20 protein-coding genes are annotated in these 17712 nt (G+C 64.4%); 5 read left to right on the top strand and 15 right to left on the bottom strand.

The features are described from left to right. Positions 1-2: 2 nt before the first annotated feature. A complete protein-coding gene (locus tag VGR99_RS30015) occupies positions 3-1112 on the bottom strand; it encodes a cyclic nucleotide-gated ion channel (protein ID WP_326903568.1) in 1110 nt (369 codons plus the stop codon). Between the two features lie 317 nt (positions 1113-1429). Then, a complete protein-coding gene (locus tag VGR99_RS30020) occupies positions 1430-2875 on the bottom strand; it encodes a TAXI family TRAP transporter solute-binding subunit (RefSeq protein WP_326903569.1) in 1446 nt (481 codons plus the stop codon). Between the two features lie 404 nt (positions 2876-3279). Here VGR99_RS30020 and VGR99_RS30025 point away from each other — a divergent pair, with 404 nt between their 5' ends. Together VGR99_RS30025 and VGR99_RS30030 are read left to right on the top strand one after the other, a co-directional pair. After that, positions 3280-3627 (top strand): DUF3307 domain-containing protein, encoded by a 348-nt coding sequence (locus tag VGR99_RS30025; RefSeq protein ID WP_326903586.1) that lies wholly within the window; start codon positions 3280-3282, stop codon positions 3625-3627. 264 nt (positions 3628-3891) lie between these two features. Continuing rightward, the gene (locus VGR99_RS30030) at positions 3892-4290 is read left to right on the top strand and encodes a hypothetical protein (protein ID WP_326903570.1); all 399 of its coding nucleotides are present in this window, start codon (positions 3892-3894) and stop codon (positions 4288-4290) included. Here the strand turns inward: VGR99_RS30030 and VGR99_RS30035 are convergent. Continuing rightward, positions 4287-4619, bottom strand: a complete 333-nt coding sequence (locus VGR99_RS30035; RefSeq protein ID WP_326903571.1) for a YkgJ family cysteine cluster protein — start codon at positions 4617-4619, stop codon at positions 4287-4289. The genes VGR99_RS30030 and VGR99_RS30035 overlap by 4 nt on opposite strands. Then, positions 4616-5314 carry a YafY family protein gene (locus VGR99_RS30040; protein ID WP_326903572.1) on the bottom strand — a complete coding sequence of 233 codons (699 nt, stop codon included), beginning with the start codon at positions 5312-5314 and terminating at the stop codon, positions 4616-4618. The genes VGR99_RS30035 and VGR99_RS30040 overlap by 4 nt, the downstream gene beginning before the upstream one ends. 112 nt (positions 5315-5426) lie before the next feature. On the opposite strand from VGR99_RS30040, the gene VGR99_RS30045 reads away from it, so the two are divergent. Further along, positions 5427-5687, top strand: a complete 261-nt coding sequence (locus VGR99_RS30045; protein WP_326903573.1) for a hypothetical protein — start codon at positions 5427-5429, stop codon at positions 5685-5687. 35 nt (positions 5688-5722) lie between these two features. Continuing rightward, the gene (locus tag VGR99_RS30050) at positions 5723-6451 is read left to right on the top strand and encodes a glutathione S-transferase family protein (protein ID WP_326903574.1); all 729 of its coding nucleotides are present in this window, start codon (positions 5723-5725) and stop codon (positions 6449-6451) included. A 76-nt stretch (positions 6452-6527) separates the two neighbouring features. Here the strand turns inward: VGR99_RS30050 and VGR99_RS30055 are convergent, their stop codons facing one another. From VGR99_RS30055 to VGR99_RS30105, 11 genes are all read right to left on the bottom strand, one after another. Further along, positions 6528-7679, bottom strand: a complete 1152-nt coding sequence (locus VGR99_RS30055; RefSeq protein ID WP_326903575.1) for an ABC transporter substrate-binding protein — start codon at positions 7677-7679, stop codon at positions 6528-6530. Between the two features lie 91 nt (positions 7680-7770). Next, positions 7771-8190 carry a thioesterase family protein gene (locus VGR99_RS30060; protein ID WP_326903576.1) on the bottom strand — a complete coding sequence of 140 codons (420 nt, stop codon included), beginning with the start codon at positions 8188-8190 and terminating at the stop codon, positions 7771-7773. 25 nt (positions 8191-8215) lie between these two features. Then, positions 8216-8977 carry an SDR family NAD(P)-dependent oxidoreductase gene (locus VGR99_RS30065; RefSeq protein ID WP_212426096.1) on the bottom strand — a complete coding sequence of 254 codons (762 nt, stop codon included), beginning with the start codon at positions 8975-8977 and terminating at the stop codon, positions 8216-8218. 25 nt (positions 8978-9002) lie between these two features. Beyond that, the gene (locus VGR99_RS30070; RefSeq protein ID WP_326903577.1) at positions 9003-10886 is read right to left on the bottom strand and encodes a feruloyl-CoA synthase; all 1884 of its coding nucleotides are present in this window, start codon (positions 10884-10886) and stop codon (positions 9003-9005) included. Further along, complete coding sequence (locus tag VGR99_RS30075) at positions 10883-11692, bottom strand: crotonase/enoyl-CoA hydratase family protein (protein ID WP_326903578.1); 810 nt, start codon at positions 11690-11692, stop codon at positions 10883-10885. Before VGR99_RS30075 ends, VGR99_RS30070 begins: the two co-directional genes overlap by 4 nt. A gap of 225 nt (positions 11693-11917) precedes the next feature. Continuing rightward, entirely contained in the window at positions 11918-12316 is a 399-nt protein-coding gene (locus VGR99_RS30080) for a type II toxin-antitoxin system HicB family antitoxin (protein ID WP_326903579.1), read from the bottom strand. A gap of 5 nt (positions 12317-12321) precedes the next feature. Further along, entirely contained in the window at positions 12322-12465 is a 144-nt protein-coding gene (locus VGR99_RS30085; protein ID WP_326903580.1) for a type II toxin-antitoxin system HicA family toxin, read from the bottom strand. Between the two features lie 90 nt (positions 12466-12555). Beyond that, the gene (locus VGR99_RS30090; protein ID WP_326903581.1) at positions 12556-13017 is read right to left on the bottom strand and encodes a DUF3237 domain-containing protein; all 462 of its coding nucleotides are present in this window, start codon (positions 13015-13017) and stop codon (positions 12556-12558) included. 11 nt (positions 13018-13028) lie between these two features. Further along, positions 13029-14348, bottom strand: coding sequence for a TRAP transporter large permease (locus tag VGR99_RS30095; RefSeq protein WP_028157350.1), 1320 nt, complete (start codon positions 14346-14348; stop codon positions 13029-13031). Positions 14349-14350: 2 nt separating this feature from the next. Further along, positions 14351-14860, bottom strand: a complete 510-nt coding sequence (locus tag VGR99_RS30100) for a TRAP transporter small permease (RefSeq protein WP_014498282.1) — start codon at positions 14858-14860, stop codon at positions 14351-14353. A gap of 175 nt (positions 14861-15035) precedes the next feature. Beyond that, positions 15036-16052 carry a TRAP transporter substrate-binding protein gene (locus tag VGR99_RS30105; protein ID WP_326903582.1) on the bottom strand — a complete coding sequence of 339 codons (1017 nt, stop codon included), beginning with the start codon at positions 16050-16052 and terminating at the stop codon, positions 15036-15038. Positions 16053-16314: 262 nt separating this feature from the next. Between VGR99_RS30105 and pobA the strand changes: the two genes are divergently transcribed. Next, entirely contained in the window at positions 16315-17484 is a 1170-nt protein-coding gene (gene pobA / locus VGR99_RS30110) for a 4-hydroxybenzoate 3-monooxygenase (RefSeq protein WP_326903583.1), read from the top strand. Positions 17485-17712 lie beyond the last annotated feature (228 nt).

Here is a 17712-nt window from a genome sequence, read left to right on the forward strand (position 1 = left end):
TGTTATTTGTTTTCGAGGGCGCGCCGCTTCGCCTCGGCGTCGATGGTTTCGGCGAGATCGGGGTGCCGCGCCATCAGCACGCGGAAGTCGACGAGGTCGAGCACCAGCAGCCGCGACACTTTCGTGGTCGAGACATTGGCGCCGCGCATGTTGTTGCCGAGCAGGGCCATCTCGCCGAAGAAGGCGCCCTCGCCGAGCTGCACCTTCTTGCCGGGGAGGTCGACCTCGACCGCGCCGGCTGCGATGAAATACATGCAGTCGCCCTGCGCGCCCTTGCGGATGATCATGGTGCGCGCCGGCAGTTCCATGGTCCGCAACATGTGGGTGACGTCGGCGATGGCGGCCGGGCCCAGCGCCGCGAAGAACGGCACCTTGCTGACGGATTCCCAGGTCTTGAGGAAATTGTCACGCCGCGTTTCCGCCGCGAACCCGGTCGCCAGAATACCGGTCCAGAGGCCGAACACGCCGAGGCCGGAGATCATCACCAGCGCCGCCACCATGCGGCCGAGCGGCGTCACCGGCACGACGTCGCCATAGCCCGTGGTCGTCAAGGTCACCACCGCCCACCACAGCGCGGCCGGGACGCTGCCGAAAGTCTGCGGCTGCACGTCCCGCTCCAGGAAATATTCGGCGACGGAGGCGAGGAAGACCACCATCAGGAAGATCACGAGCACGCTGAGCAGCGGCCCCGATTCCAGCACCAGCACGCGGCGAAGCTGCCGCAGGCCGGGAATGCCCGGCACCACCTTCAGCACCCAGAGCACGCTGAGCAGCCAGGCCGTCTTGGGCTCGACGCCGAGGATCAGCGCGACCGGAACGGCCAGCGCTCCGACCGCATCGACGATGCCGGCGGAGGAGGTGAGGTAGAGCGCAAGCCGCTGCGTGTGTGCCATGTGGCGCAGCCGGACCACCCATTCGAACACGAAGTAGACGAGGCAGGCCCACAGCAGGACATCGACCCAGCGATGCGCCGTCTCATAGGCCGGGCCGATCGTCAGCAGCACCATGCTGAGCACGCCGACGGCGACGGCCACATAGGCCACCTTGGTCATGTTGCGGCCGGCCGTGGCGGCCACGAACTGGGCCAGAGCAGGGATCATCGGCTTGGACATGCGGCAAGGCGGCTCGGTCGGGTTCTTGTCGGGTTCTTGCGGCCCCGGCTGGGGCCTCCGCGCCAAAGTGCCCGCCCGGGCAGGGGTCGTCAACGACCGGGGAGGGGCGTCTGCAGCATGGTCGAACAGGGGCGCGTGGCGTGAAGCTCGCCTGCGGCCATCCTTCGAGACGCCCGCCTCCGGCGGGCCCTCAGGATGAGGTCGGATTTCGCGGATATATGACCCTCATGGTGAGGAGCCCGCGTAGCGGGCGTCTCGAACCATGCAGGCCCGGCTCACCCGGCGACCTCCAGCTGGCCCCAGGGCGTATCGACAGGTCAGGCGCTCTGAGCTGTCTTCACCACCACGACATTGCTTTCCTCGGGCGGGGGGAGCGCTGCAGGGGCGGCGGCCGTTTCGGGGTCGCCGCAATGGCGCTTGAGATAGTCGCGGCGCATGCCGATCTCGTCGCGGACGAACTCGTAGCCGAGCTTGAAGGTGTCGAGCCCGTCAGTACTGATGGTGCCGTCCCTGAGACCGATGACGGCGCCGCGCAAGATGCCCTCCAGCTCGTCCTGGAGGCATTCGAGCTGGTCGAGCGAATGGGCGTGCTCGATGCGTTCGCCGATGTCGAGGACGGCGGTAGAGAGCTCGCCGGCCTTCTCCGGCGCGACCCTCGTGATCTTGGCGTAGATCGCCGCGAAGATCGAGCCGATGACGCTGAGCGCCGCGGCGCCCAGATACATCATGTCGCTGTACTTATCCATGAACGACTTGGTGTCGTCGTTGATGTAGTCGGCCGCGCCCTGATGCGCCATCACGTAGGCGTCCTTCTCGACGGAGGCCGGCTCGATCCGGGTGGCGAAGCCGTTGTCGAGCCCGAGCGCGGATTTGTTCTCGTAGACGATGCGCGCGAGGTCGCCGGCCGTGGATGCCGACATCTTGGACTGCGCGACCAGCAGCCATTCGAGCCCGATCGTTTCGAGGTCGTCGTCAGGAATTTCAGGCGATGCGGACAGCGTGCCCGCCGTCAGCGTCTCGTCGGAAATGCCGGGAAATTTGCGCGCCAGCGCCTTGGCCTCGTCGATCGCATTCAAGGTGAAGCCGCCGCGCCTGGCGACCTGCTCATAGGCCTTGTCGCGCACCGCCTTGGAGGCGTGGACGATGGCGATCACCGCGCCAAAGCCGTTCGCCGGTGCAAACAGCTTGTCGAGCGTTGCGCCCTGCGGCGCCATCTGGATCTTCGCGGCGTCGGGACCGTCAGGGATGTCGAGGATGCCGCGCACGAAGGCGAGCGAGGAATCGTTGTCGGCGAGGACGGCGACCTTCTTTTTCTTCAGCTCGGCAAGCGACTTGATCTTCTTGTTGCCGGGCCCGAGCAGCAGCACGAGGTCGTGCTCGAGGATCGCGAGCGTGCGCGCCCGCAGCGGCACCTTGGCGTCGGTGCGCAGCACGGCGAGGTCGGCCTGCTTGCGGTCGAACTGCGCGAGCGCCTTGGCATTGTCCGCGTTGTTGACGACCTTGATCCGGAAGCGCGAGGCGTTGGTCTTGAGCAGGGCGGCGAGCTTGGTGGCAAACAGCGCCTCGTCGCTGTTGGGCGCGCCAACGGCAAAGGTCAGCGTCTCTGAATTATGCAGCAGGGTGCGACCGCCCCAGACGGTGGCGAGCGACAGCAGCAGGGTCAGCACGACGTAGAGAAAAACCTGTTGCTGATTGGTCTTGATCACCTTGGGGCGCCGGGGCGGCGGGTCGCTCGGTGACAAGGTGGGGCCTTCAGTACTCATGGCAGCACTCTTGGCCTTATTCCTGGGGGCGGGCGGCTCGCTCATGCGATCGCGGCGAGTGCCCAGCAATTCCTAAACGACTGAAAAAAGAACGATATTCTCTGCTGCGAATGATAGCGTCCCAGGACCGGAATGCAAATTTCGAGCCGAAGGTAACCTTACTCAACTCGGCCGCGTCGTTTGGTCATCCTATCACCAGTTAGCCACAGTTGGCGATTTTCCGGTTCCCCCCGGCTGCATTCCGGCACGGGAGATGTCATAAATCGGCAGTCCCGGCGATTTGACCGGTCCAAGAAGAAGTTGCGCTGGACGCTCCAATTTTTCTTGTCACGTCAATGAGGGCGTCAGCTTTGTCGTTTCCACCCATGTCATCGGCGGTTCCGGTCGAAGCGCTCATTGGCTGGATGCTGCTGCTCACCTTCAAGCACATCATCGCCGATTTCGTTCTGCAGACCGCCTGGATGGCGCATGGCAAGGATCAGAAGCACGGCTGGGCGTTGCCGCTTTTGGTGCACTGCCTGATTCACCTTGCGGTAGCACTGCCGCTGATCCTGATCGTCGCGCCAAGGTTCTGGTTCGTGGCGTTCATCGACTTCCTGATTCACATTACCATCGACCGTGCCAAGGGATTCGTCTCGGCCAATTTCGGTGTCGACTTGGCCCATCCCTGGTTCTGGACCCTGATCGGTGTCGACCAGGCCCTGCATCATCTCACCGGGTTTGGTCTCTCGATCTTCATGGCGGCGAACTGAGGCTGGCTCCCCTCGGAGCGGCCAGCGGCCGATCTCGTAGCCCGGATGGAGCGCAGCGCAATCCGGGATCTCGCCACAAGCGAGAGGGGTCCCGGATTACGCTGCGCTCCATCCGGGCTACGCGGCTCTTCACGAGATTCCGGCCGGGAGGCGCCCCCTGATTCGCTGCCCGCGGGCAAGGACCCCGGGTGACTACCGGCCAGGGTGGTTAACCTTTCGTTAGAGAATTGCGCTGCATCTTCCGCATGACGAGGGAGAACTGCAATGTTTTCAAGCCGCGACGCTTTTGAAAGCGATTTCTGCCCGGTCCAGGACGAGCTCCTTGGCGAGATGTATCGCGCCAGCGAGAGCGGCCTGCCGAGGCTGGTTGAGAGTGTTTCCCCTGACGCGCGCGCCAGGCTGGCGCTGTTCTGCTATCGCCGCAGCCATCTGCATTCGCTGGCTGTCGCGATTGCAGCGAGCTGCAGCGAGCGCGACCTGATCGACAACGGCGGCCGTGTCGGCTCGACGCTCTACGCGCTGTCGCGCGGAGGCTCGGCCAAATCGTCGCCGTCGCTGTCGGGAGGCCGCAAGCCGATCACGCTGTCGACCAAGCCGCTCTCGGTGCTCGCACCGCTGGACGACGAGATCGACGACGAGATCAGCGAAGCCGTTCCGGCCTAAGCGGTCTCGATTAGAGGCAGCCCGAACTTCCGCCGCGCCATCGCGCATTCGGCGTCGCCCGGCATGCATGTGCGGCACACCTCAGGCCGCGCGGCGTAGATGCCGCACGCGGTCGCTTTTCCAATCTCGCCCTGCAAAGCCGTGCAGCGATCGCCCTCACAGCGCATGCCGGATTGACGTGCGTTGACGAACGCCTCGGGGATCGCGGCAAGCTCCTCGTCGCTCTCGATCGAAAAGCGCGGCCAGTTCTCCGAATAGCCGCAGCACGCGCCGCAGCTCTGGCAATAGCCCGAAAGGTCGATGGGGGATGTCGCGTCCGTCACCGTCATGTGTCCTTTGGCGGACCCCAGACCAGGCTCTGGCGCCACCTTGCGCGCAGCACGTCGCGACGCTCCGGATATTTCTCGTCGAGATAATTCGCCTCGACCACGCGATCGGTGCGGAAGCTGCGGAAGTCGCTACGCAGCTCGCACCAGGCCGCAAGCAGGCGCACGGCTTCGAGATAGCCGACCGAGATCGGCCAGATCATGCGTTCGCTGGGCCGGCCCTGCTCGTCGCGATAGCGCAGCATGATCTTCTTGCCTTCGTGGATCTGCGTGCGCGTGCGCACCATGTCGAGTCGATCAGGCTCCCTGTTCCAGCTCGGCCGCGCGCGGCTTGCGGGCTCCAGCACGAACGGACGCAGACGCTCCGGCACGGTGTCGGCGATCTTGGCCATCAGGTCTTCGGCGGCGCGCGCCAGCGCTGAATCGGCGTGGCCCGCGACCCATTGCGCGCCCAGCACCGCGGCCTCGATCTCGTCGGGTGTCAGCATCAAGGGCGGCAGGTCGAAGCCCTTCTCCAGGATGTAGCCCATGCCGGCTTCGCCGCGGATCGGCACGCGCTGGCCGATCAGTGTCGCGATGTCGCGATAGATGGTGCGCTTGGAGGTTTCGAGCTCGGCCGCGATCGCGTCCGCGGTCAGCGGCTTACGCGTGCGCCTCAGCACCTGGATGATCTGAAACAGCCGGTCGGCGCGTCTCATGACAATTCTCGTATCGGTGGCGGATCAGAAAACGGCGCGTGACTGCTGACAGGATGTTGGCAGCAGGGGAGTTCTATACCGGGACAACACATCGACTGAAGAGGATTTGTCCATGATCATTCCAACCCATTTCGGCCCGGCCGCACCGCTGTGGCGGGTGCAAATGTGGCATGCCTGGGCGTTCGGCCGGCTGGTTTCGCTCGATCTCATGGCCGTCGACCTCCGTTTCGCACTCGCAAGTGCGGTGACCCGCTCGCTGATCCAGGCTGCAGACGCGCTGGCCCACCATGTGATGGGCCGCGCCTGGCGAGGGGCCCGCTTCGCAGAAGATATCACGGCTGCTGCCACCATGGTGGCAGCAGCCCGTCACTAGGTTCCGTCAACTTTGGCAGGTTCAGGAGAGCTCGCATGATCACGCTTTACGGCTTTGGCACCGGCTTCGGCCTGCCGGAAATCAGCCCCTTCGTCACCAAGACGGAGGTGCAGCTCAAGATGGCAGGATTGCCCTACCGGAAGGAGCGCGCGATGCCGCCGGCGTCCCCCAAGGGGCAGCTGCCATTCATCGACGATGGCGGCGAGGCGGTGGCCGATTCCACTTTCATCCGCGCCCATATCGAGCGCCGCTACGGCTTCGATTTCGACGCCGGCCTGTCGCTGGCCGAGCGCGCGCAGGCCTGGGCATTCGAGCGCATGATCGAGCATCACGTCTATTGGGCGCTGGTCGGCGCGCGCTGGGTCGACCCGGTCAATTTCGCCAAGGGGCCCTCGCATTTCTTCGACGGTGCGCCGGAGCACAATCGCGAGAAGCTGCGCGAGGACGCACAATTCCGCGTCGCCGAGAACTATCTGCTCTCCGGCCTCGGCCGTCATGCGCCCGATGATGACGTAGATCTCGCCGTGCGCTCGCTGTTCGCGCTCTCGGTACAGCTCGGCGACAAGGCGTATCTGATGGGCAACAAGCCCTGCGGCGTCGATGCCACCGCCTTCGGCGCGCTCGCCGGAATCCTGACGCCGTTCTTCGAATCCGGACTGCGCCAGCGTGCCGAGGGATTTCCGAACCTCACCGCCTATGTCGATCGTATGATGGATACTTACTATCCGGAATTCGCCTGGACTCCGCTGCGGCAAGCAGCCTGACGCGCTCGCGCGGATCGCAGAAGCAAAGAGCCGGCCCGATGGGCCGGCTCTCGCCGTTTCGATATCGTCGCTGCGCTTACTTCACCAGCGTGTACTTGCCGTTCTTCACGGTGAGCAGAATGCGCGAGCGCTCGTCGAGGCCGTAGCGGTCCTTTTCGGTGAAGTTGTAGACGCCCTGGCTCGCGGCCAGCTCCCTCTCGGACAGCAGCGCCTGGCGGATCGCTTCGCGGAATTCCGGCGTGCCGGGCTTGGCGGTTTTCAGTGCCGTCGGAATGATGCGCTTGAGGATCTCGAAGGCATCGTAGGAATGGCCGGCGAACTGGCTGCGGCTGTTCGGGCCGTACTTGGCTTCATACGCGGTGTTGAGCGCAAGGCCGGGCTTCTTGGTGGCAGCTTCGTCCGGCTGGTCCTCGGGATCCATGACGGGACCGGAGGCCATCAGCACGCCTTCCGCCGCTTTGCCGGCGATGCGGATGAAGTCCATGCTGGCGGCGCCGTGGGTCTGGTAGATCAGGCCCTGATAGCCGCGCTCGCGCAGCTCGGTCTGCGGCAGCGCAGCCGCGGTGCCGGAGGCGCCGACCAGGATCGCGTCGGGATTGGCGGCAACGAGCTTGAGCACCTGTCCGGTCACCGACGTATCGGGACGGGCGAAGCGCTCCTCGTCGGCGATGGTCATCCCCATCGGTCCGGTCTGGGCCTTGAGGTCGTTGAACCAGAGGTCGCCATAGGAGTCGGAATAGCCGATATAGCCGATGGTCTTCACGCCCTTCGACTTCATGTGGTCGTACAGCACCTTGCCGACGATCGGGATCGGCTGCGGCATCGCCACCGACCACTTCATGCGCTCGGGCGTGATCGGGAACGGAGCGAGGCCGAAATGCGGGATGCCGGCTTCGTTGGCGACGTTGGAGACCGCGATGGTCGGCGGCGTCAGCGCCGAGCCCATGATGATGTCGGCCTTCGACTCGGTCACGAAACGGCGGGCGTTGGTGGTCGCCGTGGTGGGATCGCCGCCGTCATCGAGCACGATCACCTTCAGCGGCACGCCGCCGATTTCCTTCGGCACGAATTCCAGTGCGTTGCGCTCGGGAATGCCGAGGGCCGCGCCCGGGCCGGTCGTGGTGGTGGTGATGCCGATGGTGATCTCGTTGGTCTGGGCCAGTGCGGGCAATGCCGGCAGGGCAAGCGTCGCCGCGGCGATGGCGGCGGTCAGGTAAAAGCGTTTCATCTATTCCTCCCTTGACGTGTTTTCTTTGAAAGCAGAAATCGAACGTGAATTCAGCCCCGTCTTTTGGTGATGCGGCGATTTAGCTCCGGACTTAACTCCCCGTGAATTTGGCTACCATTTCCGGAGGGAATGGTGCCGATTTCAGCTTGTCGGGGTTAACGGGATCGCGGCCGACCAGGACGCGGGTCTCAAAGCCCTCGATCGCCAGCGCCTCGCCCTTGTAGACGTTGTGCTTCACCTCGAAGCTCGAGCGCTTGATGCTCTCGATCTTCGTCTCGATGGTGATCCAGTCGCCATAGGTCGAGGGGATGTAGAACTTGGCCCGCGTGTCGACCATGGGGATGCCCACCAGGCCGTATTTGCGGACCAGGTCCTGCTTGGAGAAGCCGGCGACCTCGAACAGCGTCGAGGTCGAATCGTCGAACATCGCGAAATAGCGCGGGTAGTAGACGATGTTGGCGGGGTCGCAATCACCCCACTGGATCTGGACGTCGCGCCGGTTCACGAACATGCGATGATCCTGCTGCCGTTGCGCCTTACTTCGGCGCCATGCGCAGCGAGCCGTCGAGGCGCACCACTTCGCCGTTCAGGTAGGAGTTCTCGACCATGTGCAGCGCGAGCGCGGCGAATTCGTCGGCATTGCCGAGCCGGCGCGGGAAGGGAATCGCGGCAGCGAGCGAGTCCTGGGCTTCCTGCGGCAGGTTGGCGAGCAGGGGCGTCAGGAACAGGCCGGGCGCGATGGTCAGCACGCGGACGCCGAACTGCGCGAGCTCGCGCGCGATCGGCAGGGTCATGCCGACGATGCCGCCCTTGGAGGCCGAATAGGCGGACTGGCCGATCTGGCCGTCATAGGCGGCAACGGATGCGGTGTTGATGATGACGCCGCGCTCGCCCGACGCCTGCGGCTCGAGCTTGGACATCTCGGTCGCGGCGAGGCGCAGCATGTTGAAGGTGCCGATGAGGTTGACCTTGATCACCTTGTCGAAATCGGCGAGCGCCATCGGGCCGTCGCGGCCGACGACGCGCTTTGCAACGCCGATGCCGGCGCAATTGACCAGCACGCGCGCGGGGCCGTGAGCCTTGGTTGCCTGCGCGATCGCGGCTTCAGCGGAAGCAGCATCGGAGACGTCGCAGGTCACGGCGACGCCCTTGATCTCGGCGGCAACGGTTTCCGCGAGCTTGGCGTTGAGGTCGCACACCGCGACCTTGGCGCCCTGCGCCGCCAGCTTTCGCGCGGTGGCCGCGCCAAGTCCTGATGCGCCGCCGGTGACGATGGCTGCCTGATCCTTCAACAACATGGCGTTCTCCTGTGGCGATGATTTGCTAGGCGACCGATATCATACGGTCCGATGGATTGGCAGCGTAGAGCTCGTCGATCAGCTCGTTGCGATGCTCCAGCACCGCGCGCTGGTTGATCGAGCCCTTGTCGGTGACCTCGCCCTTGTCGATCGAGAGCGGCGTATCCATCAGGATCGCACGCGTGATCCGGGTCGAGGAGCCGGTGGCCGAAGCGAGGAAACGGGTCAGGCGCTCGCGGAAGGCCTCCCGGACCAGCCGGTCGCGCGTGGCGACGACGAGATCGTCGGCCGGCAGCGTCGGATTGATCAGGCGGCAGCCGTCGAGGTCGAGCACGACGAGCGCAGAGATCTCGTCGCGGTTGATGCCGGCGATGACGACGTCGCGCACCAGCGGCGCGCAGGCCGCGACGAAGCGGGCACGCAACGGACCGACGCTGACCCAGGTGCCGCTGGCGAGCTTGAAGTCCTCGCTGACGCGGCCGTCGAAATCGAAGCCGGCATTGAAATCATCGGGATCGGCAGGCTTGAGGGCATCGCCCATCTTGTAAAATCCTTCCTCGTCGAAGGATTTTGCGGTGATCTCGGCCTGGCGCCAGTAGCCGGGCATCACGTTCGGGCCCTTGCAGCGCACCTCCAGCTTGCCGTTGTTCGGCACGAGCTTGGCGTCGTTGCCCGAGACCGGCAGGCCGACATGGCCGGAGCGGCTGGTGCGCGGATTGACCGACATGAAGAACGGTGCGGTCTCGGTCGCGCCGAGGCCGGTCAGCATCGGCACGCGATAGCCCTTTTCCTTCACCGCGAGCTCGTCGAGGCTGTTCCAGACGAACGGCGACAGCGCCGCGCCGGAGAAGAACATCGCGTGCAGCCGGTCGAAGAACTTTGCGCGCAGGCCCTGGTCGTCGCGCAGATAGGGCAGCAGCGACTCGTATCCCTTGGGCACGTTGAAATAGACCGTCGGCGAAATCTCCTGGAGATTGCGCACCGTCTCCTCGATGCCGCCGGGCACCGGCTTGCCGGCGTCCAGATACATCGAGCCGCCATTGTAGAGCGTCAGCCCGATATTGTGGTTGCCGCCGAAGGTGTGGTTCCACGGCAGCCAGTCGATGATGACGGGCGGCTCGTCCTTGAGGAAGGCGAGCGTCTCGCGCAGCATGACCTGGTTGGCGCAGATCATGCGCTGGGTGTTGATGACGGCCTTGGGATTGCCTGTCGAACCCGAGGTCAGCAGGAATTTCGCGATCGTATCAGGACCGATCTTGCTGTGGACCTCGTCGAGATCGCTGCGAACAGGCGTTGCCATGAGGTCGGCGAGCAAGGTGACGTCGCGGCCCGGCACCTGGCCGTAGGACGCCGCGATCTCGGTGCCGAGCGAGACATTGGCGGCGAGCGCGTCGGCGAACTTGTCGGCATCCTCGGCGAAGACGAGGCCGGGCGTCAGCAGCTTCATCAGGTAAGACAGCTTGCCGTAATCCTTCGACACCAGCGAATAGGCCGGCGACACCGGGCAGAACGGAATGCCGGCATAGAACGCGCCGAACGCCAGCAGCGCGTGGTCGATCGAATTGCCGGAGAGGATGACGACCGGCCGCTCCGCCGACAGGCCGCGCTGGATCAGCGCCGAGGCGATGTGCCGGCTCGCGGTGAGCAGCTCGGCATAGGTGATCTTGCGCCAGCCGCGGCCGCCTTCGCGTTCAGCCATGAAGACGCGGTCCGGCGTCGTCGTGGCCCAGTGGTGCAGGCGGTCGGTGATGCGGACGGGATAGTCCCCGAGCGGCTGCCTTGGTCTGAGATAGATCGTGCCGTCGTCGCGCCGCTCGACGTTGACGACGGGATCGCCGAACGAAATGGGCCGCAGCGGGGAAGTGCTCGCGCCGCGCTCCATGCTGGAAGAGGACGGCTGCGCGCTCATGATTTCGGCTTCACCTTGGCTGTCTTGTGCTCGAGGAATTCGCGGATCCTGCGCTTGGCCTCCTTGTCGCTCTGCGCGACGGTGGCCATCAGCGATTCCATCAACAGGCCGGTCTGCGGATTGGCCTCCGCGATCATCGGCAGCGCCTGGAGCACGGCGAAATTGGTCAGCGGTGCGTTGGAGGCGATCTTGGTCGCAAGCTCCAGCGCCTTGCCGAGCCCGTTGCCCGCTTCCGTCAGATATTGCGCAAAGCCGTAGGAGGCGCCCTCGGTCGCGCTGTAGACGCGGCCCGTCAGCATCATGTCCATCATCCGGGCGACGCCGATCAGGCGCGGCAGCCGCACCGAGCCGCCACCGCCGACGAAGATGCCGCGCTGCCCTTCCGGCAGCGCGAAATAGGTCGAGGGCTCGGCGACGCGGATATGTGCGGCGCAGGCGAGCTCGAGCCCGCCGCCGATCACGGCGCCCCTGAGCGCTGCGATCACCGGCACGCGGCTGTACTGGATGCGGTCGAACACCCGGTGCCACATCTGCGAATGCAGGAGGCCGCCGGTGGCGTCGTGGTCGGTCAGCTCGGACAGGTCGAGGCCGCTGGAGAAATGGTCACCGATGCCGTGGATGACGACCGCGCCGATGTCCTCGGGCAGGGACGCAAAACACTCGCCGATTTCCAGGATGATGCCGTCATTGAGCGCATTGCGCTTGGCCGGCCGGTTCAGACCCACGGTCAGAACCCGGTCCGCCCTCTCGATCCTCAACAGCCCGGAGGCGCCCGCGTCAGCGGTCTCGGCGTTTCCCTGTGTCATTTGCGTCCTTATCAGAATAGTTATGTTGTATAACGAATTTGGCGGGAGTCAATATGGCGCTGGCGTGTAAAGTGCGGGCGTTGCCACATCCTCCGTCATTGCGAGCCAACGGGTCCGCGCGAAGCGCGGCCCGATGACAGGCTCCGCGAAGCAATCCAGACTGTCACCGCGGAAGCAGTCTGGATGGCTTCGTCGCTTTGCTCCTCGCAATGACGAGGTTACTGCTCAGGCCGTCTCGGTCATCAGCTTCTTTGCGGCCTGCGCAAGCAGGCCGGAGCGCGTGTAACCGTGCGCTTCTGCGTATTTGTCGATCTGCTCCAGGACATCACCGGGCAAGGTGACATTGACGCGTACGATCTTTGGCGGATCGTTCTTCACCGACACCAGAATGGCAACGCCCGAGCGATTCTCGGGATTCGACATGATGTCTTCGAGCGACGAAGGCTCCGGGATCGCTTCCCCGTCTTCGGCCATGCCTTCGAGATGAAGTGCGAGGGCTTCCTCGGCCATGTCGCGCGCTTCGTCGAGCGTCGTTCCCGCCGTCGCAACTCCCGGCAGATCAGGGAACGACACGCCGAAATCACTATCGGCGTCCTTATGGATAAGACCAATGTAATGACGCATGGCGCTTACCTCAGCTTCAAGCCGGATTGTTTCTCAATGCTCTTCAAAGTTCCGAGGGGGATATCCCGCTTCGGATGAGGGACCGTGACGCGGCCGCTCTTCGCCGGATGCTTGAACTGCAAATGGCTGCCTTTCTGGGCCACCTGCACCCAGCCGTCTCTTTAAAGGGCCGAGATAATGTCCCGGCTATTCATGGTGTGTATTTATACACATCAATCGATCTGGTCAATGGATGGAGTTCACACCACTTGGTGCACGTCGATCACCACCCGGTCCGCATGCCGTGCGGCGGAGCCGACGAAGATGTGCTCCATCAGCCAGCGATAGTTTTCATGCCCGGTCTCGAACTTCGGGACGGTGCGGAAATAGATCAGCTTGGGGTCGACCGGCTCGCCGCGCTTGAGCTTCTGCAGCAGCTCGACCGGACCGAAACGCATGCCCTTGTTCTCGACATAGACGATGGCGCCGTCGTCGGTCTCGAAGGCGTACTTCGCCTCGAGGTCGATCAGCTCGTTGGGACGGATGGTCTGGAAGTCGGCGCCGAAGGGAAGGACTTTTCCGGTGATCGCGCCCGTCACCTCGCCGCCGATGATCGGAATGATGCGGCGGACGCCGATGCCGGTCTCGCCGGCGGTGATGACGTCGCCGATTTTGGCGGTGATGGTGAAGACGTATTTGGTTTCGAGGGTCGGAGTGGTCATCGCTTCGCCTCTCAGTTCGCCATCATGCGTGTCGGCAGCCAGGTCGCCAGCAGCGGGAAGGCGATCAGGATCACGAGGCGCACGAGGTCGGTCGCCACGAACGGGATCACGCCCTTGAAGATCGTGGAGAAGGAGACGTCCTTCACCACGCTCTTGATGACAAAGACGTTCATGCCCACGGGCGGATGGATCAGGCCGAGCTCGACCGTCATTACGATGATGACGCCGAACCAGATCGGATCAAAACCCAGATGCGTGATGACGGGGAAGATGATCGGCACGGTCAGGATGATCATCGCCATGGCGTCCATCAGGCAGCCGAGCACGAGATACATCACCATGATCAGCGCCAGCACGCCGTAGGGGCCGAGGCCGAGGCCGGTCAAGAATTCGGTCACCTTCTGCGGCGTCTGCGTCACCGTGAGGAAGTAGCCGAAGATCAGCGCGCCGATCAGCACGGTGAACACGGCGGCCGCGGTGCGCGTCGCCTGCAGCAGCGAGGCCAGAATCTTCTCGCGGTCGAGCCGCCCGGTGACGACGCCGATGATGAAGGCGCCCGCGGCGCCGACGCCGCCGGCTTCGGTCGGGGTAAAGCGCGGCAGGAAGGGCAGGCCGTAGAGGCCGCCGATCACGAACACGAACAGCAGCACCGGCGCCCAGATGTCCTTGAGGCCGGCGAAGCGCTCGCGCCACGGCAGCACCTTGCCCTTGGGCAGAAAATCAGGACGGAAATGGCCGATCAGGAAGATCGTGATCATGTACATCGTCATCGCCAGCAGGCCCGGAATGATGCCGGCGATGAAGAGCTTGCCGATGTCCTGCTCGGTGATGATGCCGTAGACCGCGAGCACGGTGGAGGGCGGCAGCATCGCGCCCAGCGTGCCGCCGGCCGCGATCACGCCGGTGGCGAAGGACTGCGGATAACCGAAGCGGCGCATCTCGGGATAGGCGACGGCGGAGAAGGTCGCGGCGGTCGCCACCGACGAGCCGCAGATCGCGGCAAAGCCGCCGCAGGCTCCGACCGTGGCGATGCCGAGCCCGCCGCGCAAATGGCCGACAAAGCCGTTGGCGGCGCGGAACAGCTCGCGGCTCATGCCGGAATTGCTGACGAAGGAGCCCATCAGCAGGAACATCGGGATGACGCCGAACGTGTAGTCGGTGACCGTCCGCATCGAGGTCTGGCCGACCAGCTTCAGTGCGGCCGTCCCGTTGACGAGATAGGCGAAGCCGGAGACGCCGACGAGGCCCATGGCCATGCCGACGGGCACGCGCAGCAGCATCAGGACAAACAGGGAAACGAAGCCGATTAAGGCGACGGCATCGGTGCTCATGATTACTCCGTCGCCTTCAATTTGGGATCATGCATGTCTTCGGGATGGAAGATCAGGCGGTAGGTGCGGATCGCGATCAGCAGCACGGCCGCGGCGTCGCCGATCCAGGCGACCGCGAAGAACGGCCAGGTCGGCATATGCATGTCGAAGGTCTGGACGTTGTCGTTGTAGGTGCCGCGCACCTTGTCGAACAGCGTCCAGGTTTGAACCGTGACGACGAACAGCAGCACCAGGGTCGCGAACACGTCGATCCAGCGCTGGTAGCGCGGCCCGACATTGCCCCAGACCAGATCCACCGTGATGTGGGTGCCACGATAGGACGTCGCTGCGATGCCCCAGAAGATCAGGATGCCGAGCAGCATGCGGCCGATGTCGAAGCTGTCGGGGATCGAATAGTTCAGCGTGTTGCGCAGCAGCACCGACAGGAAGATGTCGAGCGCGACGATGCCGACGAAGCCGGCCGCGATCCATTCGATCGTGTCGATGATGCGGTCCATCCAGGAGCGCTTCATGGGAAGTGTCTTGTCGTCTGATGTCATGCTTGTTCTCGGCTCAGGCGGCAGGCTTCGCCTCATCCCGCAAGCGGGAAGAGGGAGAGGAAGCGGCGCGCGCTCCTCGCCGTTCAACCCGCTTGCAGGACAACGGCGGCGAGATGCCCCTCGCCGCCGTGTTCCCCTCGGCGCGAGGCTACTCCGCCAGCGCGTTGTACTTCTTCAGCGAGGCCTTCAGGTCCGCGAGCGCAGCATCGGGATCGGCGCCGGCCTTCTTGGCGCCGTCGCCCCAGGTCTTGACCAGCGGCTCGGCGGCCTTCTTCCAGGCGGCGGTCTGCTCCGGCGTCAGCTTGTAGACCTCGTGACCGCTCTCGGCCTTCACCTTGTCGATGCCGGCGTCCTCGAACTTGCCCCAGTGCTCGCCGACCACGCCCGCCATCTCGATCGAGCAGTTCTTGTCGATCGCGGCCTTCTGCTTGTCGGACATCGCGTTGTACTTGTCCTTGTTGATCACGAACACGAAGGTCGTGGTGTAGAGCGGCGCCTCCATGTCGTACTTGGTCACCTTGTCGATGCCGAACAGCACCAGCGAGCCCCAGGGGAAGGTGACGCCGTCGGCGACGCCGCGCTCGATGATGTCGCGCACTTCCGGCGCGGACGACTGCACATTGGTGCCGCCGAGCGAGGTGACGAAGTTCGCCATGGTGGCGTGCGCCGGGCGGATCTTCAGGCCCTTCACGTCCTCCGGCAATACGATCTTCTTGGACTTGGAGTGGAAGGACGAGGGCGAGTGGACGAAGGCGAGGCAGTATTTGACGTCCTTCATCTCCTTCTCGGCATATTTGCGATACCAGGCGTCCAGCCCCATCGAGCCGCCCTTGGCGTCCGAGATCAGGAACGGCAGTTCGCCGGCGCCGATGATCGGGAAGCGGCCGGGCTGGTAGCCGGGATTGACATAGGTGACGTCGGCGATGCCGTCGCGCGCCATGTCGTAATGGTCGAAGGCCTTGCCGAGCTGCTGGGCCGGAAACACCTTGCCGGTGATGGTGCCGCCGGAATCCTTGTTCACCGCGGCCACCCAGTCTTCCAGGGATTTCTGCAGCGGGTGCGACGCCGGCACCCAGTGCGAGACCTTCAGGTCGAAGGTCTTGTCCTGCGCCAGCGCAGGGCTCACGCTTGCTGCCAGCAGCAAAGCCAGACAGGCCTTTCTCATCACGCATCTCTCCCTCTTTTTGATGGTGGGCTTCGATGGCCCATCCTCATTAATTAACATGTTATCTAATTGGCCGGCGCGTTCAAGCCGGAACTGACGCGCACCTTGTCGCGTCATCTACGTCAGCCATGTTGCATGGATTTGTCGCCCTGCTGCGACCCGCACTCCCCTTTTGCCCAACCGTTATATGTTATAATTAACTTGCGCGGATCAGCACGACAAGCGCCGCGCCGAAAGCCTACAGGATCGGGAGGAGCAAGTATTGCGGACAAAAGTCGCAATCATCGGGGCCGGGCCGGCCGGATTGTTGCTTGGGCAACTGCTGCATCAATACGGCATCGACAATACGATTCTGGAGCGGCAGAGCCCGGACTACGTGCTCGGCCGCATCCGCGCCGGCCTTCTCGAGGAAGGAACCGTCGGATTGCTCGACCAGATCGGCGCGGGCGGACGGGCGCATGCCGAGGGCTTGGTGCACGAGGGCATCGAGCTTGCCTTTTCCGGCCGCCGTCACCGCATCGACATGAAGGCCGCGACCGGCAAGACGGTGATGATCTACGGCCAGACCGAGGTCACGCTGGACCTGATGAATGCGCGCACGGCCGCCGGCCTCACCACGGTCTACGAGGCCAAGGATGTGCAGCCGCATGATTTCGACGGCGGTCAGGCGCGCGTAACTTACGTCAAGGACGGCGTCACCCATACGCTCGACTGCGATTTCATCGCCGGCTGCGACGGCTTTCACGGCGTCAGCCGCGCCAGCGTGCCGGCGTCGGCGATCGAGGAGTTCGAGCGGGTCTATCCGTTCGGCTGGCTCGGCATCCTCTCGGAGACGCCGCCGGTCAGCCACGAGCTGATCTATTCCAACCACGCCCGCGGCTTTGCGCTCTGCACCATGCGCTCGATGAAACGCAGCCGCTATTACGTGCAGTGTTCGCTTAACGACCATGTCGACGAGTGGCCGGACGATCGCTTCTGGGACGAGCTGAAAAGCCGGCTCGACCAGGAGGCGGCCGACAGCCTGATCACGGGCCCCTCGATCGAGAAGAGCATCGCGCCCTTGCGCAGCTTCGTCGCCGAGCCGATGCGCTTCGGCAAGCTGTTCCTGTGCGGCGACGCCGCCCACATCGTGCCGCCGACCGGCGCCAAGGGGCTGAACCTCGCCGCCAGCGACGCCCATTATCTGTCGCGCGCGCTGCGGGAGTTCTATGACGAGAAATCCAGCGCCGGCATCGACGCCTATTCCGCCACGGCGCTGGCGCGGGTCTGGAAGGCCGTGCGCTTCTCCTGGTGGATGACCTCGATGCTGCACAAATTCCCCGACACCGGCACCATCGGCGCGCGCATCCAGCTCGCCGAGCTCGATTACGTCACGCAGTCGCAGGCCGCGATGACGTCGCTGTCGGAGAATTATGTGGGGCTGCCGTTTTAGGCGGAGCTGGCGGTGCCGTAGGGTGAGCAAAGCGCAGCGTGCCCACCAGCGCTCTCGATCATGAAGAGATCGTGGGCACGGCGCTTCGCGCCTTTGCCCACCCTTGTAATAGCGCAATCAGATATTGTCGGTGCATTCCGAGAGGAATGGCCTGCCGCAGCTGCGACCGCGGCAGGCCGCTGGCGATCGGATCGCGCCCACCCTGAGCAGTTTGTGGCTGCCCCGTAG

Source organism: Bradyrhizobium sp., assembly GCF_035935975.1.
Classification (GTDB): Bacteria; Pseudomonadota; Alphaproteobacteria; order Rhizobiales; family Xanthobacteraceae; genus Bradyrhizobium.

Bases quoted from the DNA above. Each gene is read 5' to 3' on its own strand.
- VGR99_RS30015 (WP_326903568.1), bottom strand. From the start codon at position 1,112: ATGTCCAAGCCGATGATCCCTGCTCTGGCCCAGTTCGTGGCCGCCACG.
- VGR99_RS30020 (WP_326903569.1), bottom strand. From the start codon at position 2,875: ATGAGTACTGAAGGCCCCACCTTGTCACCGAGCGACCCGCCGCCCCGG.
- VGR99_RS30025 (WP_326903586.1), top strand. From the start codon at position 3,280: ATGCTGCTGCTCACCTTCAAGCACATCATCGCCGATTTCGTTCTGCAG.
- VGR99_RS30030 (WP_326903570.1), top strand. From the start codon at position 3,892: ATGTTTTCAAGCCGCGACGCTTTTGAAAGCGATTTCTGCCCGGTCCAG.
- VGR99_RS30035 (WP_326903571.1), bottom strand. From the start codon at position 4,619: ATGACGGTGACGGACGCGACATCCCCCATCGACCTTTCGGGCTATTGC.
- VGR99_RS30040 (WP_326903572.1), bottom strand. From the start codon at position 5,314: ATGAGACGCGCCGACCGGCTGTTTCAGATCATCCAGGTGCTGAGGCGC.
- VGR99_RS30045 (WP_326903573.1), top strand. From the start codon at position 5,427: ATGATCATTCCAACCCATTTCGGCCCGGCCGCACCGCTGTGGCGGGTG.
- VGR99_RS30050 (WP_326903574.1), top strand. From the start codon at position 5,723: ATGATCACGCTTTACGGCTTTGGCACCGGCTTCGGCCTGCCGGAAATC.
- VGR99_RS30055 (WP_326903575.1), bottom strand. From the start codon at position 7,679: ATGAAACGCTTTTACCTGACCGCCGCCATCGCCGCGGCGACGCTTGCC.
- VGR99_RS30060 (WP_326903576.1), bottom strand. From the start codon at position 8,190: ATGTTCGTGAACCGGCGCGACGTCCAGATCCAGTGGGGTGATTGCGAC.
- VGR99_RS30065 (WP_212426096.1), bottom strand. From the start codon at position 8,977: ATGTTGTTGAAGGATCAGGCAGCCATCGTCACCGGCGGCGCATCAGGA.
- VGR99_RS30070 (WP_326903577.1), bottom strand. From the start codon at position 10,886: ATGAGCGCGCAGCCGTCCTCTTCCAGCATGGAGCGCGGCGCGAGCACT.
- VGR99_RS30075 (WP_326903578.1), bottom strand. From the start codon at position 11,692: ATGACACAGGGAAACGCCGAGACCGCTGACGCGGGCGCCTCCGGGCTG.
- VGR99_RS30080 (WP_326903579.1), bottom strand. From the start codon at position 12,316: ATGCGTCATTACATTGGTCTTATCCATAAGGACGCCGATAGTGATTTC.
- VGR99_RS30090 (WP_326903581.1), bottom strand. From the start codon at position 13,017: ATGACCACTCCGACCCTCGAAACCAAATACGTCTTCACCATCACCGCC.
- VGR99_RS30095 (WP_028157350.1), bottom strand. From the start codon at position 14,348: ATGAGCACCGATGCCGTCGCCTTAATCGGCTTCGTTTCCCTGTTTGTC.
- VGR99_RS30100 (WP_014498282.1), bottom strand. From the start codon at position 14,860: ATGAAGCGCTCCTGGATGGACCGCATCATCGACACGATCGAATGGATC.
- VGR99_RS30105 (WP_326903582.1), bottom strand. From the start codon at position 16,052: ATGAGAAAGGCCTGTCTGGCTTTGCTGCTGGCAGCAAGCGTGAGCCCT.